Origin of the sequence: Pseudomonas sp. WS 5410 (genome assembly GCF_012985645.1) — a bacterium.
GTDB classification, from domain to species: Bacteria; Pseudomonadota; Gammaproteobacteria; order Pseudomonadales; family Pseudomonadaceae; genus Aquipseudomonas; species Aquipseudomonas shahriarae.
This window is the reverse complement of the sequence record NZ_JAAQWS010000003.1, coordinates 256,190-273,196: the sequence shown is the minus strand read 5'-3', so window position 1 is coordinate 273,196 and position 17,007 is coordinate 256,190. Positions and strand designations below refer to the sequence as shown.

Sequence of the window (17,007 nt, the reverse complement as noted above, 5' to 3'; positions counted from 1 at the left end):
CAACAGGAGGCTTACCTTTGCTGAGTCCGTTTTATACAGCCACATCCAATACCCTCGAGGTGCACCGTTCATGAGTGCATCGTCTGTTCCTTCAAGCGGCCAGGTGCGTATGAATGCACCGGTGTTTTACTTCGCCGCCAGCTTCATCCTGCTGTTTGGTGTCACCGTAATCGCGATCCCCGAGCAGGCCGGCGCCTGGTTGCTGGCCGCGCAAAACTGGGCGGCCAATACGGTCGGCTGGTACTACATGCTGGCGATGACCCTGTATCTGGTCTTCGTGGTGGTCACCGCGTTGTCTGGCTACGGCAAGATCAAACTCGGTGCCGACCACGACGAGCCCGAATTCAGTTACCTGTCCTGGGCCGGCATGCTGTTTGCCGCCGGGATCAGCATCACGCTGTTTTTCTTCTGCGTCTCGGAACCCTTGACCCACCTGGTGCAACCGCCCCAGGGCGAGGCCTTGAACGCCGACGCGGCGCGCCAGGCCATGCAGGTGCTGTTCCTGCATTGGGGCCTGCATGGCTGGGGCGTCTTTGCGTTCGTCGGCATGGCCCTGGCGTACTTCGCCTACCGGCATAACCTGCCGCTGGCCTTGCGTTCGGCGCTGTACCCGCTGATCGGCAAGCGCATCAATGGCCCCATCGGCTATGCGGTGGATGGCTTCGGCATTATCGCCACGGTGTTCGGCCTGGGAGCGGACATGGGTTTTGGGGTGCTGCACCTCAACTCGGGCCTGGACTACCTGTTCGGCATCGCCCACACCCAATGGATCCAGGTCGGCCTGATCACCCTGATGATGGGCGCGGCGATCCTGGTCGCAGTGGCCGGTGTCGACAAGGGCGTGCGGGTCATGTCCGACATCAACATGCTGCTGGCCTGTGCGCTGCTGCTGTTTGTGTTGTTCGCCGGGCCCACCCAGCATTTGCTCAACACCCTGATCCAGAACATCGGTGACTACCTTGGCGCACTGCCGACCAAGAGTTTTGACGTCTACGCCTACAACGAGCCCAGCGATTGGCTCGGCGGCTGGACCGTGTTTTATTGGGCCTGGTGGATCGCATGGTCGCCGTTCGTGGGCCTGTTTATCGCACGCATTTCCCGTGGCCGGACCATCCGCGAATTTGTCTTCGGCGTGCTCCTGATCCCCCTGGGTTTCACCCTGGCCTGGATGTCGATCTTCGGCAACAGTGCGATTGATCAGGTGCTCAACCACGGCATGGCGGCGCTGGGGCAGTCGGCCATCGACAACCCGTCGATGAGCCTGTACCTGCTGCTGGAAACCTATCCATGGAGCAAGACTGTCATCGCGGTCACGGTGTTTATCAGTTTTGTGTTCTTTGTCACCTCGGCCGACTCCGGCACCGTGGTGCTGTCGACCCTGTCGTCCAAGGGCGGCAATGCCGATGAAGACGGGCCGAAGTGGCTGCGGGTGTTCTGGGGCGCCATGACCGCGCTGGTGACCAGCGCCTTGCTGTTCGCCGGTAGCATTGACTCGCTCAAGTCGGCGGTGGTGCTGACGTCGTTACCGTTCTCGTTGATCCTGCTGTTGATGATGTGGGGGCTGCACAAGGCGTTCTACCTCGAATCGCAGAAGCAGATCGCCCGGATGCATTCCCTGGCACCCGTCTCGGCGGCCTCCCGCAGGGGCCGTGGCGGCTGGCGCCAGCGCCTGAGCCAGGCGGTGCATTTCCCGTCGCGCGATGAGGTGTACCGCTTCCTCGAAACCACGGTACGCCCGGCGATTGAAGAAGTGACGGCAGTGTTTGTCGAGAAGGGCCTGAATGTCGTCACCCAGCCTGACCCGTCCAACGACAGTGTCAGCCTGGAAATCGGCCACGGCGAAGAGCGCCCGTTTGTCTATCAGGTGCAGATGCGCGGCTACTTCACGCCGTCCTTTGCCCTCGGTGGCCTGGGCTCCAAGGCAATCAACAACCGTCGCTACTACCGCGCGGAAGTGCACTTGAGCGAAGGCAGCCAGGATTACGACCTGGTGGGCTACACCAAGGAGCAGATCATCAACGACATCCTCGACCAGTACGAACGGCACTTGCAGTTCCTGCATCTGGTCCGCTGATGCAACCTTTGTAGGCGCCGGCTTGCCGGCGCCTACAGGGCGTGTCGGATCAGAACGGCACATCACCCAGAATCGTCGCCCGATGCATCACACGCCGCTGTGGCCGATAGTCGTCCACGGCGTAGTGCTGCGTCACGCGGTTGTCCCAGAAGGCCACGTCGTTGGCTTGCCAGCGCCAGCGCAGGGTGAATTCCGGGCGAGTGGCGTGGGCGAACAACAGCTTGAGGATGACTTCGCTTTCGGCCGGCTCCAGTTCGTTGATCTTGCTGGTGAAACCCTCACTGACAAACAGCGATTTACGCCCGCTGACCGGGTGGGTGCGGATCACCGGGTGGGACAGGGGCGGGTTCTTTTTGCGCGCCTCTTCCCAGCGGGCCAGGTCTTGGGCGGTGTTGCCGTAACGTTCCTGAGGGAACGAGCGGGTGAAGTCATGGGTTGCCGTCAGGCCGGTCAAAAAAATCTTCATCGGTTCCGACAGTGCCTCGTAGGCCGCAATACCGCTGGCCCACAACGTGTCACCGCCAAAGGCCGGCAGCAGCTTGGCGCTGAGCACCGCGCCCAGGGCCGGGGTGGGCAGGAAGGTCACGTCGGTGTGCCAGATGGCATTGTCGCGCACGTCGGTGACGGCGGTGTCGAGCACCAGCACTTCAGGCTGCTCGGGCACGTTGGGGTAGATCGGGTGAATATGCAGGTCACCGAAATTCGCCGCGAAGCGCGCTTGCTGCTGCGGGGTGATCGGCTGGTCGCGAAAGAACAGCACCGAATGCTGGAGCAGCGCGCGCTCGATGGCGTCGCGCTGTTCGAGGTTCAGCGCCTGGGTGATATCGACGCCACTGATCTGGGCGCCCAGGGCGGTGCTTAAGGGGGTAACGGTCAGGTGGCTCATGTTGTTCTCTTCCTAGTGGGCCTGGCCATGCCAAGGCACCCATTTACGCTGCAGGGCGCGCAGGCCCATTTCCATGGCAAAGGCGATCAGCGCGATCACCAGGATGCCCAGTACCACCACGTCGGTGACCAAAAATTGCGCGGCTGACTGCACCATGAACCCCAGGCCGCTGGTGGCGGCGATCAACTCGGCGGCCACCAGGGTCGACCAACCGACACCCAGGCCGATGCGCACGCCGGTAAGGATATCGGGCAGGGCGCTGGGCAAGATCACATGACGGATCAACTGCGCCCGTGTGGCGCCCAGGGACTGCGCTGCGCGCAATTTGGCCGGGTCGACCGTGCGCACGCCGGTGGCGGTGGCGATGGCAATCGGGGCGAAGATCGCCAGGTAGATCAGCAACACCTTGGACAGCTCACCGATGCCGCACCAGATCACGATCAAGGGCAGGTAGGCCAGCGGCGGGATCGGCCTGTAGAACTCGATCAGCGGGTCGAGAATGCCGCGGGCGATGCGGTTGGCGCCGATGGCAATGCCGATCGGCACGGCGGTCAGCACTGCAAAGCCCAGGCCCAGGCCGATACGGCCAAGGCTGGCACCCAGGTGCTGCCAGAGGGTGGAGTCCATATAGCCGCTGGTCGCCAGCAGCCAGCCTTTTTGCAGCACGGCAGACGGAGGCGGCAGGAACAGCGGCTCGATCAGCCCGCTGGCGGTCACGGTCCACCACAGCGCCAGCAGCGCACCCAGGGTCAGCCCACTGATCCAGCGTGTGCTCAGGTTGCGGCGCAGCGCGGGGGTGGCTGGGCTGACGGCGGTGGCCGGGATTTCATAACTGCTCATGCGGACTCCTGCCGTTGCGAGAACACTTTGCTCAGCACGTGTTCGCGGGTTTCGATAAACCGTGGGTCGGACTTGATCGCACGGGCCGACTCGCCGGCCGCGTAACGCTGGCCAAAGTCCAGGCTCAGGCGCTCGACGATTTGCCCGGGGTTGGGCGCCAGCAGAATCAGGTCGGTGGCGAGGAACACCGCTTCTTCGATGTCATGGGTGATCAGGAATACCGGCTTGGCCGTGCGCCGCCAGACTTGTAGCAGCAGCTCCTGCATCTGTTCACGGGTGAAGGCATCGAGGGCGCCGAAAGGTTCGTCCATCAGCAGCACCCGTGGGTCGGCAGCCAGGGCGCGGGCCAGGCCGACGCGTTGTTTCTGCCCGCCAGACAGCTGCCAGATGCGCCGGCTGTCAAAGCCGGCCAGGTCCACCAGGGCAAGCATTTCCCGGGCGCGGACCTGCCGCTGGGCCTTGGGCACACCGGCCAGCTCCAGGCCGAAGCCGACATTGGCCAGCACGTCTTGCCAGGGCAGCAGGGCGTCGTCCTGGAACACCACGCCACGCTCGGCACTCGGGCCTTGCACGGGCACGCCATCGAGGGTGATGCGTCCGGCGCTGGGTTCGACGAAGCCGGCAATCAGGTTCAACAGCGAAGTCTTGCCACTGCCGGAAGGGCCGAGGGCCACCAGCAATTGCTGGGGGCCGAGGGTCAGGGAAATATCCGCCAGCACGGGCGTGGTTGCGCCTGGGTACTGTGCGCTGATGCGCTCCAGCTGTAGCAAGGCCATCGCGATGAACTCCTGATCAGTTAGTGATGAACTTGGCGCTGACGTAAGGGGCGTAGTCCGGCAGCACGGCCTCGACCTTGCCTTGTTCCTTGAGGAACGCGGCGGTATCGGTCACGGCCTTGGTGGTCGGGGCGCCAAGTAGCGTCACTTGGTCGGCGGCCAGTGGGTAGACGTTACCTTGCAGCAGCAGCGGGATATCACTGGCCTTGGCGCCGGAGAGCTTCACCAGTTTGTCGACGTTGCCCTTATCGGCCAGCCAGGCTTGTGGGTCTTTACGGTATTGGGCGTAGGCATCAAGGGTGACTTTGGCAAAGGCGCTGACAATTTCCGGGTGCTTCTCGGCAAAGTCCTTACGCACGATCCAGGCATCGAAGGTCGGCGCGCCGAACTTGGCCAGTTCGCCCGAGGTGATCAGCACCTTGCCGTTTTCCTTGGCCACGCCCAGGGCCGGATCCCAGACATAAGTGGCGTCGATATCGCCACGCTTCCAGGCGGCGATGATGGCCGGCGGGGCGAGGTTGAGTACGGTGACTTTCGACGGGTCGATGTTCCAGTGCTTGAGCGCGGCCAACAGGCTGTAGTGGCCGGTGGAAACAAACGGCACGGCGATTTTCTTGCCGATCAGGTCCTGCGGGCTGTTGATCCCGGAACCGTTGCGCGCCACCAGGGCTTCGGCGCCACCGATCTGGGTGGCGACGAGGAAGGTCTGCACCGGCACTTTGCGGGTGATGGCTGCGGTCAGCGGGCTGGAGCCGAGGTAGCCGATCTGCACATCGCCGGACGCGATGGCGGCGATGATATCGGCGCCATTGTCGAATTTGCGCCAGTCGATAGTGGCGTTCGTGGCTTTTTCATAAGCGCCGTCGGCCTGGGCGACTTTGGCCGGGTCAACGGTGGTCTGGTAGGCGATGGTCACGTCGGCCGCCTGGGCAAACAGGCTGGCGCCGGCCAGGGACAGGGCCGCCAGGAGGCGTAAAGGGGAAGGTCGTAGCATGGAGAAGCTCCTCATCAGGCGGCCAGACGTTGGCGTGTGAGGAGACTAAATGATCTAAGAATCCGAAAATAAATAACCTTTTCGAATTAGCTTATGAGGAGAAAAGTGCAAACAGAGCTTCAGGGCCATGAAATTAATGGGGGAGCTGGCTTGCCTGCGATAGCGGTGTAACAGCCGACATCTTATTTGGATGTGACGGCCTCATCGCAGGTAAGCCAGCTCCCACTGGGGGCATCGGATGGCGTCAGTTACTGATCGCCAGGATGCTCGCCTGGTACGCCCCGACAAACACGTCGAAATCGCCCACTTCGTTCTGCTCCAGCTCCGCCTGTTGCGCCAGCGATGTACGCGCCAGCTCTTCAAAACGCGCCTGCTCGTCTGCCGGCAACGGCTCGCTACGGAAGTACTCGGCATGCACTTCGCTCTGACGCAGGGAGAACTGCGCAAAGCTTTCCTTGCGCTCCTGCATAGCGGCCAACACTTGGGCCGACGGGGTCAGGGACGAATCCTGGATCTTCGCCAACTGGGCATCCAGTGCCAGGCTGTGTTCGCTGATGCCCTGGCTCTGGTCCAGCAGGGCAGCCAGCGGGGCGATTTTCTCCAGCAGTTCGGCGGCCCATTCCTTCATTTCCACCGCCTGGCCGCGACGCTGCAATTGCAGCCCCGGCCGCCGGCCTTCCTTGACCACACTGAGGAAGTTCGACGTGGCATTGCCGCACTCGTTGTTTTCGAACAGCGGGCTGTCGTCCAACGCGCAGTACAGCAGGAACGCGTCGAGGAAGCGCGACTCCGGCAGGTCGATGCCCATCGGCAGGAACGGGTTGATGTCCAGGCAGCGCACTTCGATGTACTGGATGCCACGGGCCATCAGCGCCTGGATCGGCCGTTCGCCGGTGTAGGTCACGCGTTTGGGGCGGATGTTGGAGTAGTACTCGTTTTCGATCTGCAGGATGTTGGTGTTGAGCTGTACCCACTCACCATCCTTGTGGGTGCCGACTTCGACGTAGGGCGCGTAGGGCGTTGCCACCGCTTCGCGCAGGCTGTCGGTGTAGCTGGCCAGATCGTTATAGCAAGGGGTCAGGCCGGCCTGGGCGTTGCTCTGGTAACCCAGATCGCTCATGCGCAGGCTGGTGGCATAGGGCAGGTACAGGGTGTCGGCATCGAACTGTTCCAGCTGGTGGGAACGCCCGCGCAGGAAACCCGCATCCAGGGCTGGCGAGGCACCGAACAGGTACATCAGCAGCCAGCTGTAGCGGCGGAAGTTACGGATCAGCGCGATATAGGCCGTGGACTGGTAGTCACGGTCGGTGCCCACGAAGCCTTCGGCTTCCTTGAGCAACGGCCACAGCTCTTCCGGCAGGGAGAAGTTGTAGTGGATACCGGCAATGCACTGCATGGTCTTGCCGTAGCGCAGGGCCAGGCCCTTGCGATACACGTATTTGAGCTGTCCGATATTGGAGGTGCCGTAGTAGGCAATCGGAATATCTTCCTCGGCCGGCAACGGGCACGGCATCGATGGACTCCACAGGTACTCGTTGCCGAGCTTGCTGTAGGCAAAACGATGAATTTTGTCGAGGCTGCGCAGGGTATCTGCCGGGTTGGGCAGTGCCGGCGTGATGAACTCCAGCAGCGACTCGGAATAGTCGGTGGTAATCGACTCATGGGTCAATGCGGCGCCCAGGGCCTCTGGATGCGGCGTTTGAGCCAGGCGGCCTTCGCCGGTGACACGCAGGCATTCTCGCTCGATGCCGTGCAGGCAGTGCTCAAGCAAAGAGAGGTGTTCGCGCTTGCCGAGCAGAGCCAGGCGGCGGTTGAGAAGTTCGCTCAAGTTGGATTCCTTCACGCGTCAGTCGCCCCAATATGGGGGTGGGCAAGACGGTCTACAAGGGTGAAGTTAAAACTGGCGTTATCGCCTGGTTTTCGAGCCGGAACAACCTGCTCTGAAAGTGCCGACTTCATTCCCTGAATTTGGCTATCGCGCAGGAAGAAAATTCCGACGCTGTTTTCGCAGCGCCGAAATTAACCCAAATTGATGACAGGGAGCTATAGGACAGCGAAGGTGCCTTGTGCTTTTGCGACGAGTCTTTCGTCCTGATACACCTCGGCCTCGACCACCAGCGTGCGCCGGCCGGGGTGGATGACCCGGGCGGTGCACAGCACGTCACCGTCGGACACGGCACGGATGTAGTTGATTTTGCACTCGATGGTCGCGCTCTGCTGGTCAAAACCGTGGGAGCTGGAACAGGCCAGCCCCATGGCAATGTCCACCAGGCTGAAAATCGCCCCGCCATGGAGCTTGCCCGCGCGGTTGCGCAATTGTGGCTCCAGGCTCAGGGCAACCTCGGCAACGCCTTGGTCCAGGCGTTGCAGACGGCAGCCGAGCAGCTCGCTGAAGGCGCTGTGGGTCAAGCCGGCTGGCAGCTCCATCAGCGCTTTTTCAACTGCTTGGCGTTGGCGAACAGCGAAGCCATGGCGTTATTGGCCGGGGCTGCGGTGGTGGCTTCCTTACGCGGTGCAGTGTTTTCCGAACGGTTTTGCGACTGGCGCGGTGCTGAACCCGGGCGTGCGCCACGGGCACCGTCGATTTTCTCGCCGGGGGTATCGCTCATGCGCATCGACAGGCCCACGCGTTTGCGCGGGATATCCACTTCCATGACCTTGACCTTGACCACATCCCCGGCCTTCACCGCTTCACGCGGATCCTTGATGAACTTCTCTGAAAGCGCGGAGATATGCACCAAACCGTCCTGATGCACACCGATATCCACAAATGCGCCGAAGTTGGTCACGTTGGTCACCACGCCTTCGAGGATCATCCCCAGTTGCAAGTCCTTGAGGTCTTCGACGCCTTCCTGGAACTCGGCGGTCTTGAACTCCGGACGCGGGTCGCGACCCGGTTTTTCCAGTTCTTGCAGGATGTCGGTGATGGTCGGCACACCGAAGGTCTCGTCGGTGTACTTCTTCGGATCCAGGCGCTTGAGGAACGCGGCGTCGCCGATCAGCGAGCGGATATCGCGGTCGGTTTCAGCGGCGATGCGCTGTACCAGCGGATAGGCTTCCGGGTGGACTGCCGAGGCGTCGAGCGGGTTGTCACCGTTCATCACGCGCAGGAAGCCGGCGGCCTGTTCGAAGGTTTTTTCGCCAAGGCGTGCGACTTTTTTCAGCGCCGCTCGGGTCTTGAACGCGCCGTTTTCATCGCGATGGGTGACGATATTCTGCGCCAGGGTGGAGTTGAGGCCGGAAATCCGCGCCAGCAGGGCGACCGAGGCAGTGTTGACGTCGACGCCGACCTTGTTCACACAGTCTTCCACCACTGCATCCAGGCCGCGCGCCAGTTTCAGCTGCGACACGTCGTGCTGGTACTGGCCGACGCCAATGGATTTAGGGTCGATCTTCACCAGTTCGGCCAGTGGATCCTGCAGGCGGCGTGCGATGGACACCGCGCCACGGATCGACACGTCGAGGTCCGGGAACTCCTTGGAGGCCAGTTCCGACGCCGAGTACACCGAAGCGCCCGCCTCGGAGACCATGACCTTGGTCATTTTCATGCCTGGGTATTTTTTGATCAGCTCCAGGGCCAGCTTGTCGGTTTCGCGGCTGGCGGTGCCGTTGCCGATGGCAATCAGGTCTACCGCATGCTTGGCGCACAGGGCGGCGAGGATGGCGATGGTCTGGTCCCACTTGTTGTGCGGCACGTGCGGGTACACGGTGGCGTGGTCCAGCAGCTTGCCGGTGGCGTCGACCACGGCGACCTTGCAACCGGTGCGCAGGCCCGGGTCCAGGCCCAGGGTTGCGCGCGGGCCGGCCGGAGCGGCCAGCAGCAGGTCGTGCAGGTTGTGGGCGAATACGTTGATCGCCTCGGTCTCGGCGCCGTCGCGCAGCTCGCCCAGCAGGTCGGTTTCCAGGTGGGTGTAGAGCTTGACCTTCCAGGTCCAGCGCACGACTTCACTGAGCCATTTATCCGCAGGACGATTCTGATTCTGGATGCCGAATTGTTGGCCGATCATGCCTTCGCACGGGTGCATGGTGCCCGGCAGTTCGTCGCCGACCTTCAGCGCGGAGCTGAGAATGCCTTCGTTGCGGCCGCGGAAAATGGCGAGGGCGCGGTGGGACGGCATGCTTTTCAGTGGTTCGTCGTGCTCGAAGTAATCGCGGAACTTGGCGCCTTCTTCCTCTTTGCCGGCGATCACGCGGGCGCTGAGGGTGGCTTCCTGTTTCAGGTAGTTACGCAATTTTTCCAGCAGGTTGGCGTCTTCGGCGAAACGCTCCATGAGGATGTACTTGGCGCCTTCGAGGGCGGCCTTGACGTCGGCCACGCCTTTTTCGCTATCGACAAAGCGCGCGGCTTCGGTTTCCGGGGTCAGGGACGGGTCGTTGAACAGACCGTCGGCCAGCTCGCCGAGGCCGGCTTCCAGGGCGATCTGGCCCTTGGTGCGGCGCTTCTGCTTGTACGGCAGGTACAAGTCTTCGAGGCGGGTCTTGGTGTCGGCGAGCTTGATATCGCGTTCGAGTTGCGGGGTCAGCTTGCCCTGCTCCTGGATGCTGGCGAGAATGCTGACACGCCGTTCGTCGAGTTCTCGCAGGTAGCGCAGGCGCTCTTCCAGATGCCGCAGCTGGATATCATCGAGGCTGCCGGTCACTTCTTTACGGTAACGGGCGATGAAGGGCACGGTGGAGCCTTCATCCAGTAGAGCGACGGCCGCTTCGACCTGTTGTGGGCGTACACCGAGTTCCTCGGCGATGCGGCTGTTGATGCTGTCCATAAAACCACCTGAAATTCTTGAAAGCAGTGCGCAGGCCCGGAAAACAAGGCTCTGCGCGGCTGGTTGAGCGGCCCGACTGGCGCCGCTGCCTGGGTCAAGAGGCAGCCTATTGACCCTCGAAATCGAAAAAGTCACGACAAGCAGATGAAAAAACACCAGGCCGGCCACGGTATTGCCCGGCACTGAGGCGCGGCATTATAACCAGCGATCCGTTCTTGGGGGGATTGCGCCAGGCGCCGGCGCACTGGTGGTTGGAGAAAAATCTGCTAACAATGCGTACCGTGCGTATAACGGCAGCTAAGCCATAATGCGCGCCAGATAAGAGGAGCATCCAATGAGCAGCACTGCACAAACTGCTGAAGGCGAAAAAATTCTCATCGTTGATGACGATCCGGGGCTGAGCAGCCTGCTGGAGCGGTTCTTCACCTCCAAGGGCTACCGTGCCCGCGCGGTGCCGAACACCGAGCAGATGGACCGCCTGCTCGGGCGCGAAGTCTTCAACCTGGTCGTGCTCGACCTGATGTTGCCCGGCGAAGACGGCCTGACCGCCTGCAAGCGCCTGCGCAGCACCAACAACCAGATCCCGATCATCATGCTGACCGCCAAGGGCGATGAGCTGAGCCGTATCAAGGGTCTGGAACTGGGCGCCGACGACTACCTGGCCAAGCCATTCAACCCCGACGAGCTGATGGCGCGGGTCAAGGCCGTATTGCGTCGCCAGGCGGCTCCCGTACCGGGCGCGCCAGGCAGCGAAGATGAAAGCGTGACCTTTGGTGACTACGAGCTGTCGCTGGCTACCCGTGAGCTCAAGCGTGGCGAAGAAGTCCACATGCTCACCACGGGCGAATTCGCGGTGCTCAAGGCGCTGGTGATGAACGCTCGCCAACCGCTGACCCGTGACAAGCTGATGAACCTGGCCCGTGGTCGTGAATGGGACGCCCTGGAGCGCTCCATCGATGTGCAGATTTCCCGTCTGCGCCGGATGATCGAGCCGGATCCGTCCAAGCCGCGTTATATCCAGACAGTGTGGGGCGTGGGTTACGTGTTTGTGCCGGATGGCACGGCAACCAAGTAATCGATGATTTGCACATGCGGGTATTCCGGAGTTCGATCCCAAGGGGTCGGCCGGATGCCCGGCGTCTGCAATTCTGCGAGCGTGGCTCGCTCTTGCCAGGTGTCTAGCTGTCTTCTATGAAAACCCCGCTGTGGTTCCCCCAAAGTTTCTTCTCCCGCACCCTTTGGCTGGTGCTGATCGTCGTGCTGTTTTCCAAGGCGCTGACCCTCGTTTATCTGTTGATGAACGAAGACGTGCTGGTGGACCGGCAGTACAGCCATGGTGTTGCGCTGACATTGCGTGGCTACTGGGCTGTGGATCCCGAGAACCGCGAAAAAGTCGCCAAGGCGTCGACGTTGACCCGCGTGGATGGGGCTGGCGTGCCGGAAGGCGAGCAGCATTGGCCTTACAGCGAGATCTACCAGCGCCAGATGCAGGCCGAACTGGGTGAAGACACCGAGGTGCGCTTGCGCATGCATGTATCACCCGCCCTCTGGGTGCGCGCGCCGAGCCTGGGCGATGCATGGATCAAGGTTCCGCTGTATCCGCACCCGCTGCGGGGGCAGAAGATCTGGAACGTACTCGGCTGGTTCCTGGCTATCGGCCTGCTTTCCACCGCGTCGGCCTGGATTTTCGTGCGCCAGCTCAACCAGCCGCTCAAGCGCCTGGTGTTCGCCGCCAGGCAACTGGGGCAGGGGCGCAGCGTGCGCCTGCCGATCAGCGATACGCCCAGCGAAATGACCGAGGTCTATAGCGCGTTCAACCAGATGGCCGAGGATGTCGAACAGGCCGGTCGCGAGCGTGAGCTGATGCTGGCCGGGGTGTCCCACGACCTGCGCACGCCGCTGACACGCTTGCGCCTGTCCCTGGAACTGATGGGTAACCACACCGACCTGACCGATGACATGGTCCGTGATATCGAAGACATGGACGCGATTCTCGACCAGTTCCTGGCGTTTATCCGCGATGGTCGCGATGAAGTGGTGGAAGAAGTGGACCTGACCGACCTGGTCCGCGAGGTCGTGGCGCCCTATAACCAGAATGGCGAGCAGGTACATATGCGCCTGGAGCCGATCCAGCCCTTTGCGTTGCGCCGGGTCTCGATGAAGCGCCTGTTGAACAACCTGATCGGCAACGCCTTGCATCATGCGGGCACCGAGGTGGAAGTCGCCGCCTATGTGTCTGGTGACACCAACGCGCCTTATGTGGTGCTGAGTGTCATGGACCGTGGCGCCGGGATTGATCCTGCGGAGCTGGAGGGCATTTTCAACCCCTTCACCCGTGGCGACCGCGCCCGTGGTGGCAAAGGCACCGGCCTGGGGCTGGCGATTGTGCGGCGGATTGCCTCGATGCATGGTGGCAATGTTGAGCTGCGCAACCGTGCCGATGGCGGGCTGGAAGCGCGGGTGCGCTTGCCGTTGGGGCTGATGTTGCCAAGGGATGCGGTCTAAGCCACGACGAAAATCAAATGTGGGAGCTGGTTTGCCTGCGAAAAAAACTAACAGTGATGTTGAATGTTAGTCAGTCATCGCAGGCAAGCCAGCCACACTGGTTTGTGCTGCCCTAAAGGGCGTATTTCAGCCCTTGCCCTTGGTCCGGGTCAGATTCGGCCCGCTGTTCTTCTCCAGATGCTGAATGATGATCCCCGCCACATCCTTGTTGGTGGTGGTCTCAATTCCTTCCAGGCCTGGTGACGAGTTGACTTCCATCACCAGTGGCCCGTGGTTCGAGCGCAGGATATCCACGCCCGCCACACTCAAGCCCATGACCTTGGCTGCGCGCAGGGCGGTCATGCGTTCTTCCGGGGTGATCTTGATCAGGCTGGCGCTGCCACCCCGATGCAGGTTGGAGCGAAACTCCCCCGGCTTGGCCTGGCGCTTCATCGCGGCAATCACCTTGTCCCCCACCACGAAGCAACGGATATCGGCCCCGCCGGCTTCCTTGATGTATTCCTGGACCATGATGTTCTGCTTGAGGCCCATGAACGCTTCGATCACCGACTCTGCCGCCGTGGCGGTTTCACACAGCACCACGCCAATGCCCTGGGTGCCTTCCAGCACCTTGATCACCAATGGCGCACCGTTGACCATCTCGATCAGGTCGGGAATGTCATCGGGGGAATGGGCAAAACCAGTCACGGGCAAGCCGATGCCCCGGCGCGACAGCAATTGCAGGGAGCGCAGCTTGTCCCGGGAGCGGGCAATGGCCACCGATTCGTTGAGCGGAAACACCCCCATCATTTCAAACTGGCGCAGGACCGCGCAGCCGTAGAACGTCACCGAGGCCCCGATACGCGGGATCACCGCGTCGAAGCCTTCCAGTGGTTTGCCCCGGTAGTGGATCTGCGGCTTATGACTGGCAATGTTCATATAGGCGCGCAACGTATCGATCACCACCATCTCATGGCCCCGTTCGGTGCCGGCCTCGACCAGACGGCGGGTGGAATACAGACGCGGGTTACGCGACAGCACAGCGATCTTCATGCAACACCTGTGGCAGCAATAGTGGAGACCGGGAACACCGGCTTGTCTTGAACGTACTTGAGCCCCGGGTTGACCACTAACTGGCCGTCGATCAGGGCTTTGGAACCTAGCAACAGGCGGTAACGCATGGTTTTGCGGCAAGCCAGGGTGAACTCCACCCTCCATACCCGATCACCCAGGGCCAGGGTGGTGCTGATGACATAGCGCACCTGCGCCTGGCCGTTGGAGCTTTTAATGGTTTTCATGGCCACCAGCGGTGCTTCGCAGCGCCGGTGACGCAGTTGCACCACGCTGCCCAGGTGCGCCGTAAAGCGCAGCCATTTTTCACCGTCACGCTCAAAAGGCTCGATCTCGGTGGCGTGCAGGCTGGAGGTACTGGCGCCGGTGTCGATCTTTGCGCGCAGGCCCGCCACACCCAAATCGGGAAGCGCCACCCATTCACGCAGACCGACAACGGTCAAATGGTCAAATGTCTTCAATATGAACAACCGGCAATCAGGGAAGTTTCTACGTCATACGACACTAGCGTCCAATAGCTCACGGATTGTGACAACCCAGGACCGTTGACGAGCGCTTGGCGCCGAATTCGCGGTATTCACGCAGAATATTCACCAAATGGCGACAGATATCTTCACACCATAAAAAACCACGGCTGAAGGGAAACTGCCTGACACCTGGCGTATCTTAGGTGAGCCTTGGCGTTTGTGCGTCGAAGGGATTCGACTGTTAAGTTGCGACATTTTTCAGAGCGAGGAATTCAAGTGGCTCAAAAGCAGGAAGAGGACGAAAAAGTCCGTTTGGACAAGTGGCTGTGGGCCGCACGTTTCTACAAGACCCGGGCCTTGGCCAAGGCCGCCATCGAGAGCGGCAAGGTGCACTGCCGAGGCGAGCGCTGCAAGCCGGGCAAGGAACCGCGTGTTGGCGACGAGTTGCAGATTCGCATCGGCTTTGATGAGAAAACCGTGTTGGTGGAGGCACTCTCCATCGTCCGCCGAGGCGCGCCTGAAGCCCAGGCGCTGTACACCGAGACCCCCGCCAGTATTGCCAAGCGCGAGAATGCGGCGGCCATGCGCAAGGCCGGAGCCTTGGGTATGAGCACCGACGGCAAACCGAGCAAGAAACAGCGCCGCGACCTGTTCAAGTTTCGCGGCAGCGGCAATGATGATTGAGGGGTTACGTGCAGGAGCCGATCAGGCTCCTGCACCTGGGCTCAGGCGTTGCGGATCACGCTCAGGCGATTGATCGCGGGTACCCGTTGAAGCAGCCGGAATAGCGGTTCGGTTATGCGTAGCAGCCAAGCCGAGACCTTCGCCGCAAACGGTGTGTAATAACCCCAACCCAGCGCTAACAGCGCCAGCAGTACGCCACCGATGTAGTCGTCCTGCCCCCAGTGTGCACCTGCCACCAGGCGCGGCATCATAAACAGCAGTGCCAGGCCCCAGATCAGCACCACCTGGCCGATCCGCTTGGCAAACACGCTCATGAACATTCCCCAGATCAGCAACACTGAAGCATGATCACCGGGGAAACTCTGGCTGGAACGGTCTTTCAATTCCCAGGTTTTTTCCAGGTTCGGGAAATAGTCGCTCATATGGATCGCTCCACTGATCACCATCGACGGGCTATTGTGCTGCCAGCCCATCTGCGCCGCGAGCTTGGAAAACAGCATGCGGATAAACAGCAGTAACAGCAGAATCGCGAGGAAACCGAAAAACGCCTGGCGCACTTCAATCGCCTTGAACACCCATTCGCCGCGAATCAGCAGCATCAGCAGGATCACCCCGACCACCGCATCAAACGGCCGCAGGCTGGCGATCGCCCATATATGCAGCCAGGTCGGGTTACTGGCCAGCGGGTCGTTGAGCAGATGAAACAGCCATTCGTCGAATATCACGCAAAGCATCTGGCCTGCGGGCCATAGCCAAAAACACAGCAGCCCCAGAGCGAGTAAATTGCACATGGCCAATCGCCCGAGGTTCCACTTGGCTTGGAACAAACCCGGATTGTTCATAAACTGTTTCCTCTTCGCTCTAAACTCTCTTCACCTATCAGAAGAAAAGCGCACCAAATTGGTGCTAAAGCGCATAATTTTAGAAACATTGTCATCACTTTGTCATCAATTCAGATACCCAGACCTATGACTGATCTACCGGATACCGACTTCACCCAACGTTTCCTCTTTGACGACAACGACGCTCGTGGCGAGCTGGTTGCCCTGGAGCGCAGCTATGCCGAAGTCCTTGCCAAGCACCCCTATCCGGAGCCGGTCGCGCAGTTGCTTGGCGAACTGATGGCCGCCGCATCGCTGCTGGTGGGCACCATGAAGTTCGATGGCTTGCTGATCCTCCAGGCACGCTCCGAAGGCCCGGTGCCGATGCTGATGATCGAGTGCTCCAGTGAGCGGGAAATCCGTGGCCTGGCACGTTATGACGCAGACCAGATCCCGGCGGACGCGACCCTGGCCGACCTGATGCCCAACGGCGTGCTGGCGTTGACCATCGACCCGACCGTTGGCCAGCGTTACCAGGGCATTGTCGATCTGGACGGGGAAACCCTGTCCGACTGCTTCACCAACTATTTCGTCATGTCCCAGCAAGTGGGCACCCGCTTCTGGCTCAATGCGGACGGCAAGCGCGCCCGTGGCCTGCTGTTGCAACAGCTGCCGGCGGACCGTATCAAGGACGAGGATGAGCGCGAGGAAAGCTGGCGCGGCCTCACTGCCCTGGCCGGTACCCTGACCGCTGAAGAGCTGCTGGGCCTGGACAACGAAACCATCCTGCACCGCCTGTACCATGAAGAGGAAGTGCGCCTGTTCGATGCGCAATCGCTGCGTTTCCATTGCAGCTGCTCCCGCGAGCGCTCGGGCAATGCCCTGGTGAGCCTGGGCCTTGAGGATGCGCAGAACCTGGCGGTGGAGCACGGTGGCAGAATCGAGATCGACTGCCAGTTCTGTAACCAGCGCTACCTGTTCGACGCTGCCGATATCGCCCAATTGTTCGCTGGCGCTGGCGTTGACACCCCTTCTGGTACCCACCACTAAAACGTTTAAGCACAGGTAAATCACCTGACAAACGCCGGATTAGAGGTGTTCTGACGGGAGGGCCCTACTTTTTTTGGGCTTTTCTGGCATAATCCGG

The 17,007-nt window shown here is 61.3% G+C and carries 15 protein-coding genes; 5 read left to right on the top strand and 10 right to left on the bottom strand.

Going from position 1 to position 17,007, the window contains the following annotated elements; all coding sequences use genetic code 11:
* The first annotated feature begins 109 nt into the window (after nt 1-109).
* Complete coding sequence (betT, locus tag HBO24_RS07035; RefSeq protein ID WP_162947780.1) at nt 110-2,074, top strand: choline transporter BetT; 1,965 nt, start codon at nt 110-112, stop codon at nt 2,072-2,074.
* A 49-nt stretch (nt 2,075-2,123) separates the two neighbouring features.
* On the opposite strand, the gene tauD is transcribed toward betT, so the two are convergent.
* The 7 genes from tauD to HBO24_RS07000 all read right to left on the bottom strand — a co-directional run bounded on the left by tauD (nt 2,124) and on the right by HBO24_RS07000 (nt 10,333).
* Nucleotides 2,124-2,960 carry a taurine dioxygenase gene (tauD, locus tag HBO24_RS07030; RefSeq protein ID WP_057437048.1) on the bottom strand — a complete coding sequence of 279 codons (837 nt, stop codon included), beginning with the start codon at nt 2,958-2,960 and terminating at the stop codon, nt 2,124-2,126.
* A gap of 12 nt (nt 2,961-2,972) precedes the next feature.
* A complete protein-coding gene (gene tauC, locus HBO24_RS07025) occupies nt 2,973-3,800 on the bottom strand; it encodes a taurine ABC transporter permease TauC (RefSeq protein ID WP_170059476.1) in 828 nt (275 codons plus the stop codon).
* Nucleotides 3,797-4,576: a taurine ABC transporter ATP-binding subunit gene (gene tauB, locus HBO24_RS07020; RefSeq protein WP_170044768.1), complete on the bottom strand. Its 780-nt coding sequence runs from the start codon at nt 4,574-4,576 to the stop codon at nt 3,797-3,799. Before tauB ends, tauC begins: the two co-directional genes overlap by 4 nt.
* A gap of 16 nt (nt 4,577-4,592) precedes the next feature.
* Complete coding sequence (tauA, locus tag HBO24_RS07015) at nt 4,593-5,570, bottom strand: taurine ABC transporter substrate-binding protein (protein ID WP_057957996.1); 978 nt, start codon at nt 5,568-5,570, stop codon at nt 4,593-4,595.
* 244 nt (nt 5,571-5,814) lie between these two features.
* On the bottom strand, nt 5,815-7,398 hold the full coding sequence (gshA, locus tag HBO24_RS07010) for a glutamate--cysteine ligase (protein WP_169990608.1): 1,584 nt from the start codon (nt 7,396-7,398) through the stop codon (nt 5,815-5,817).
* A 215-nt stretch (nt 7,399-7,613) separates the two neighbouring features.
* Complete coding sequence (locus tag HBO24_RS07005; RefSeq protein WP_057437056.1) at nt 7,614-7,997, bottom strand: PaaI family thioesterase; 384 nt, start codon at nt 7,995-7,997, stop codon at nt 7,614-7,616.
* Nucleotides 7,997-10,333: a Tex family protein gene (locus HBO24_RS07000; RefSeq protein WP_170059475.1), complete on the bottom strand. Its 2,337-nt coding sequence runs from the start codon at nt 10,331-10,333 to the stop codon at nt 7,997-7,999. The genes HBO24_RS07005 and HBO24_RS07000 overlap by 1 nt, the downstream gene beginning before the upstream one ends.
* Nucleotides 10,334-10,667: 334 nt before the next feature.
* Between HBO24_RS07000 and ompR the strand changes: the two genes are divergently transcribed.
* Entirely contained in the window at nt 10,668-11,408 is a 741-nt protein-coding gene (gene ompR, locus HBO24_RS06995; protein ID WP_032856582.1) for a two-component system response regulator OmpR, read from the top strand.
* Between the two features lie 116 nt (nt 11,409-11,524).
* Nucleotides 11,525-12,838: an ATP-binding protein gene (locus HBO24_RS06990; RefSeq protein WP_057437058.1), complete on the top strand. Its 1,314-nt coding sequence runs from the start codon at nt 11,525-11,527 to the stop codon at nt 12,836-12,838.
* Between the two features lie 126 nt (nt 12,839-12,964).
* Here the strand turns inward: HBO24_RS06990 and rimK are convergent, their stop codons facing one another.
* Together rimK and HBO24_RS06980 are read right to left on the bottom strand one after the other, a co-directional pair.
* Nucleotides 12,965-13,870 carry a 30S ribosomal protein S6--L-glutamate ligase gene (rimK, locus tag HBO24_RS06985; RefSeq protein ID WP_057957998.1) on the bottom strand — a complete coding sequence of 302 codons (906 nt, stop codon included), beginning with the start codon at nt 13,868-13,870 and terminating at the stop codon, nt 12,965-12,967.
* Nucleotides 13,867-14,316 carry an ATP-dependent zinc protease gene (locus HBO24_RS06980; RefSeq protein ID WP_169960036.1) on the bottom strand — a complete coding sequence of 150 codons (450 nt, stop codon included), beginning with the start codon at nt 14,314-14,316 and terminating at the stop codon, nt 13,867-13,869. The genes rimK and HBO24_RS06980 overlap by 4 nt, the downstream gene beginning before the upstream one ends.
* Nucleotides 14,317-14,631: 315 nt before the next feature.
* Between HBO24_RS06980 and HBO24_RS06975 the strand changes: the two genes are divergently transcribed.
* Nucleotides 14,632-15,039 carry a S4 domain-containing protein gene (locus tag HBO24_RS06975; protein ID WP_057437060.1) on the top strand — a complete coding sequence of 136 codons (408 nt, stop codon included), beginning with the start codon at nt 14,632-14,634 and terminating at the stop codon, nt 15,037-15,039.
* 41 nt (nt 15,040-15,080) lie between these two features.
* On the opposite strand, the gene HBO24_RS06970 is transcribed toward HBO24_RS06975, so the two are convergent.
* Nucleotides 15,081-15,881, bottom strand: a complete 801-nt coding sequence (locus HBO24_RS06970; RefSeq protein ID WP_170059474.1) for a phosphatase PAP2 family protein — start codon at nt 15,879-15,881, stop codon at nt 15,081-15,083.
* Nucleotides 15,882-16,007: 126 nt separating this feature from the next.
* Between HBO24_RS06970 and hslO the strand changes: the two genes are divergently transcribed.
* Nucleotides 16,008-16,910, top strand: coding sequence for an Hsp33 family molecular chaperone HslO (hslO, locus tag HBO24_RS06965; protein WP_057437064.1), 903 nt, complete (start codon nt 16,008-16,010; stop codon nt 16,908-16,910).
* Nucleotides 16,911-17,007: the final 97 nt, after the last annotated feature.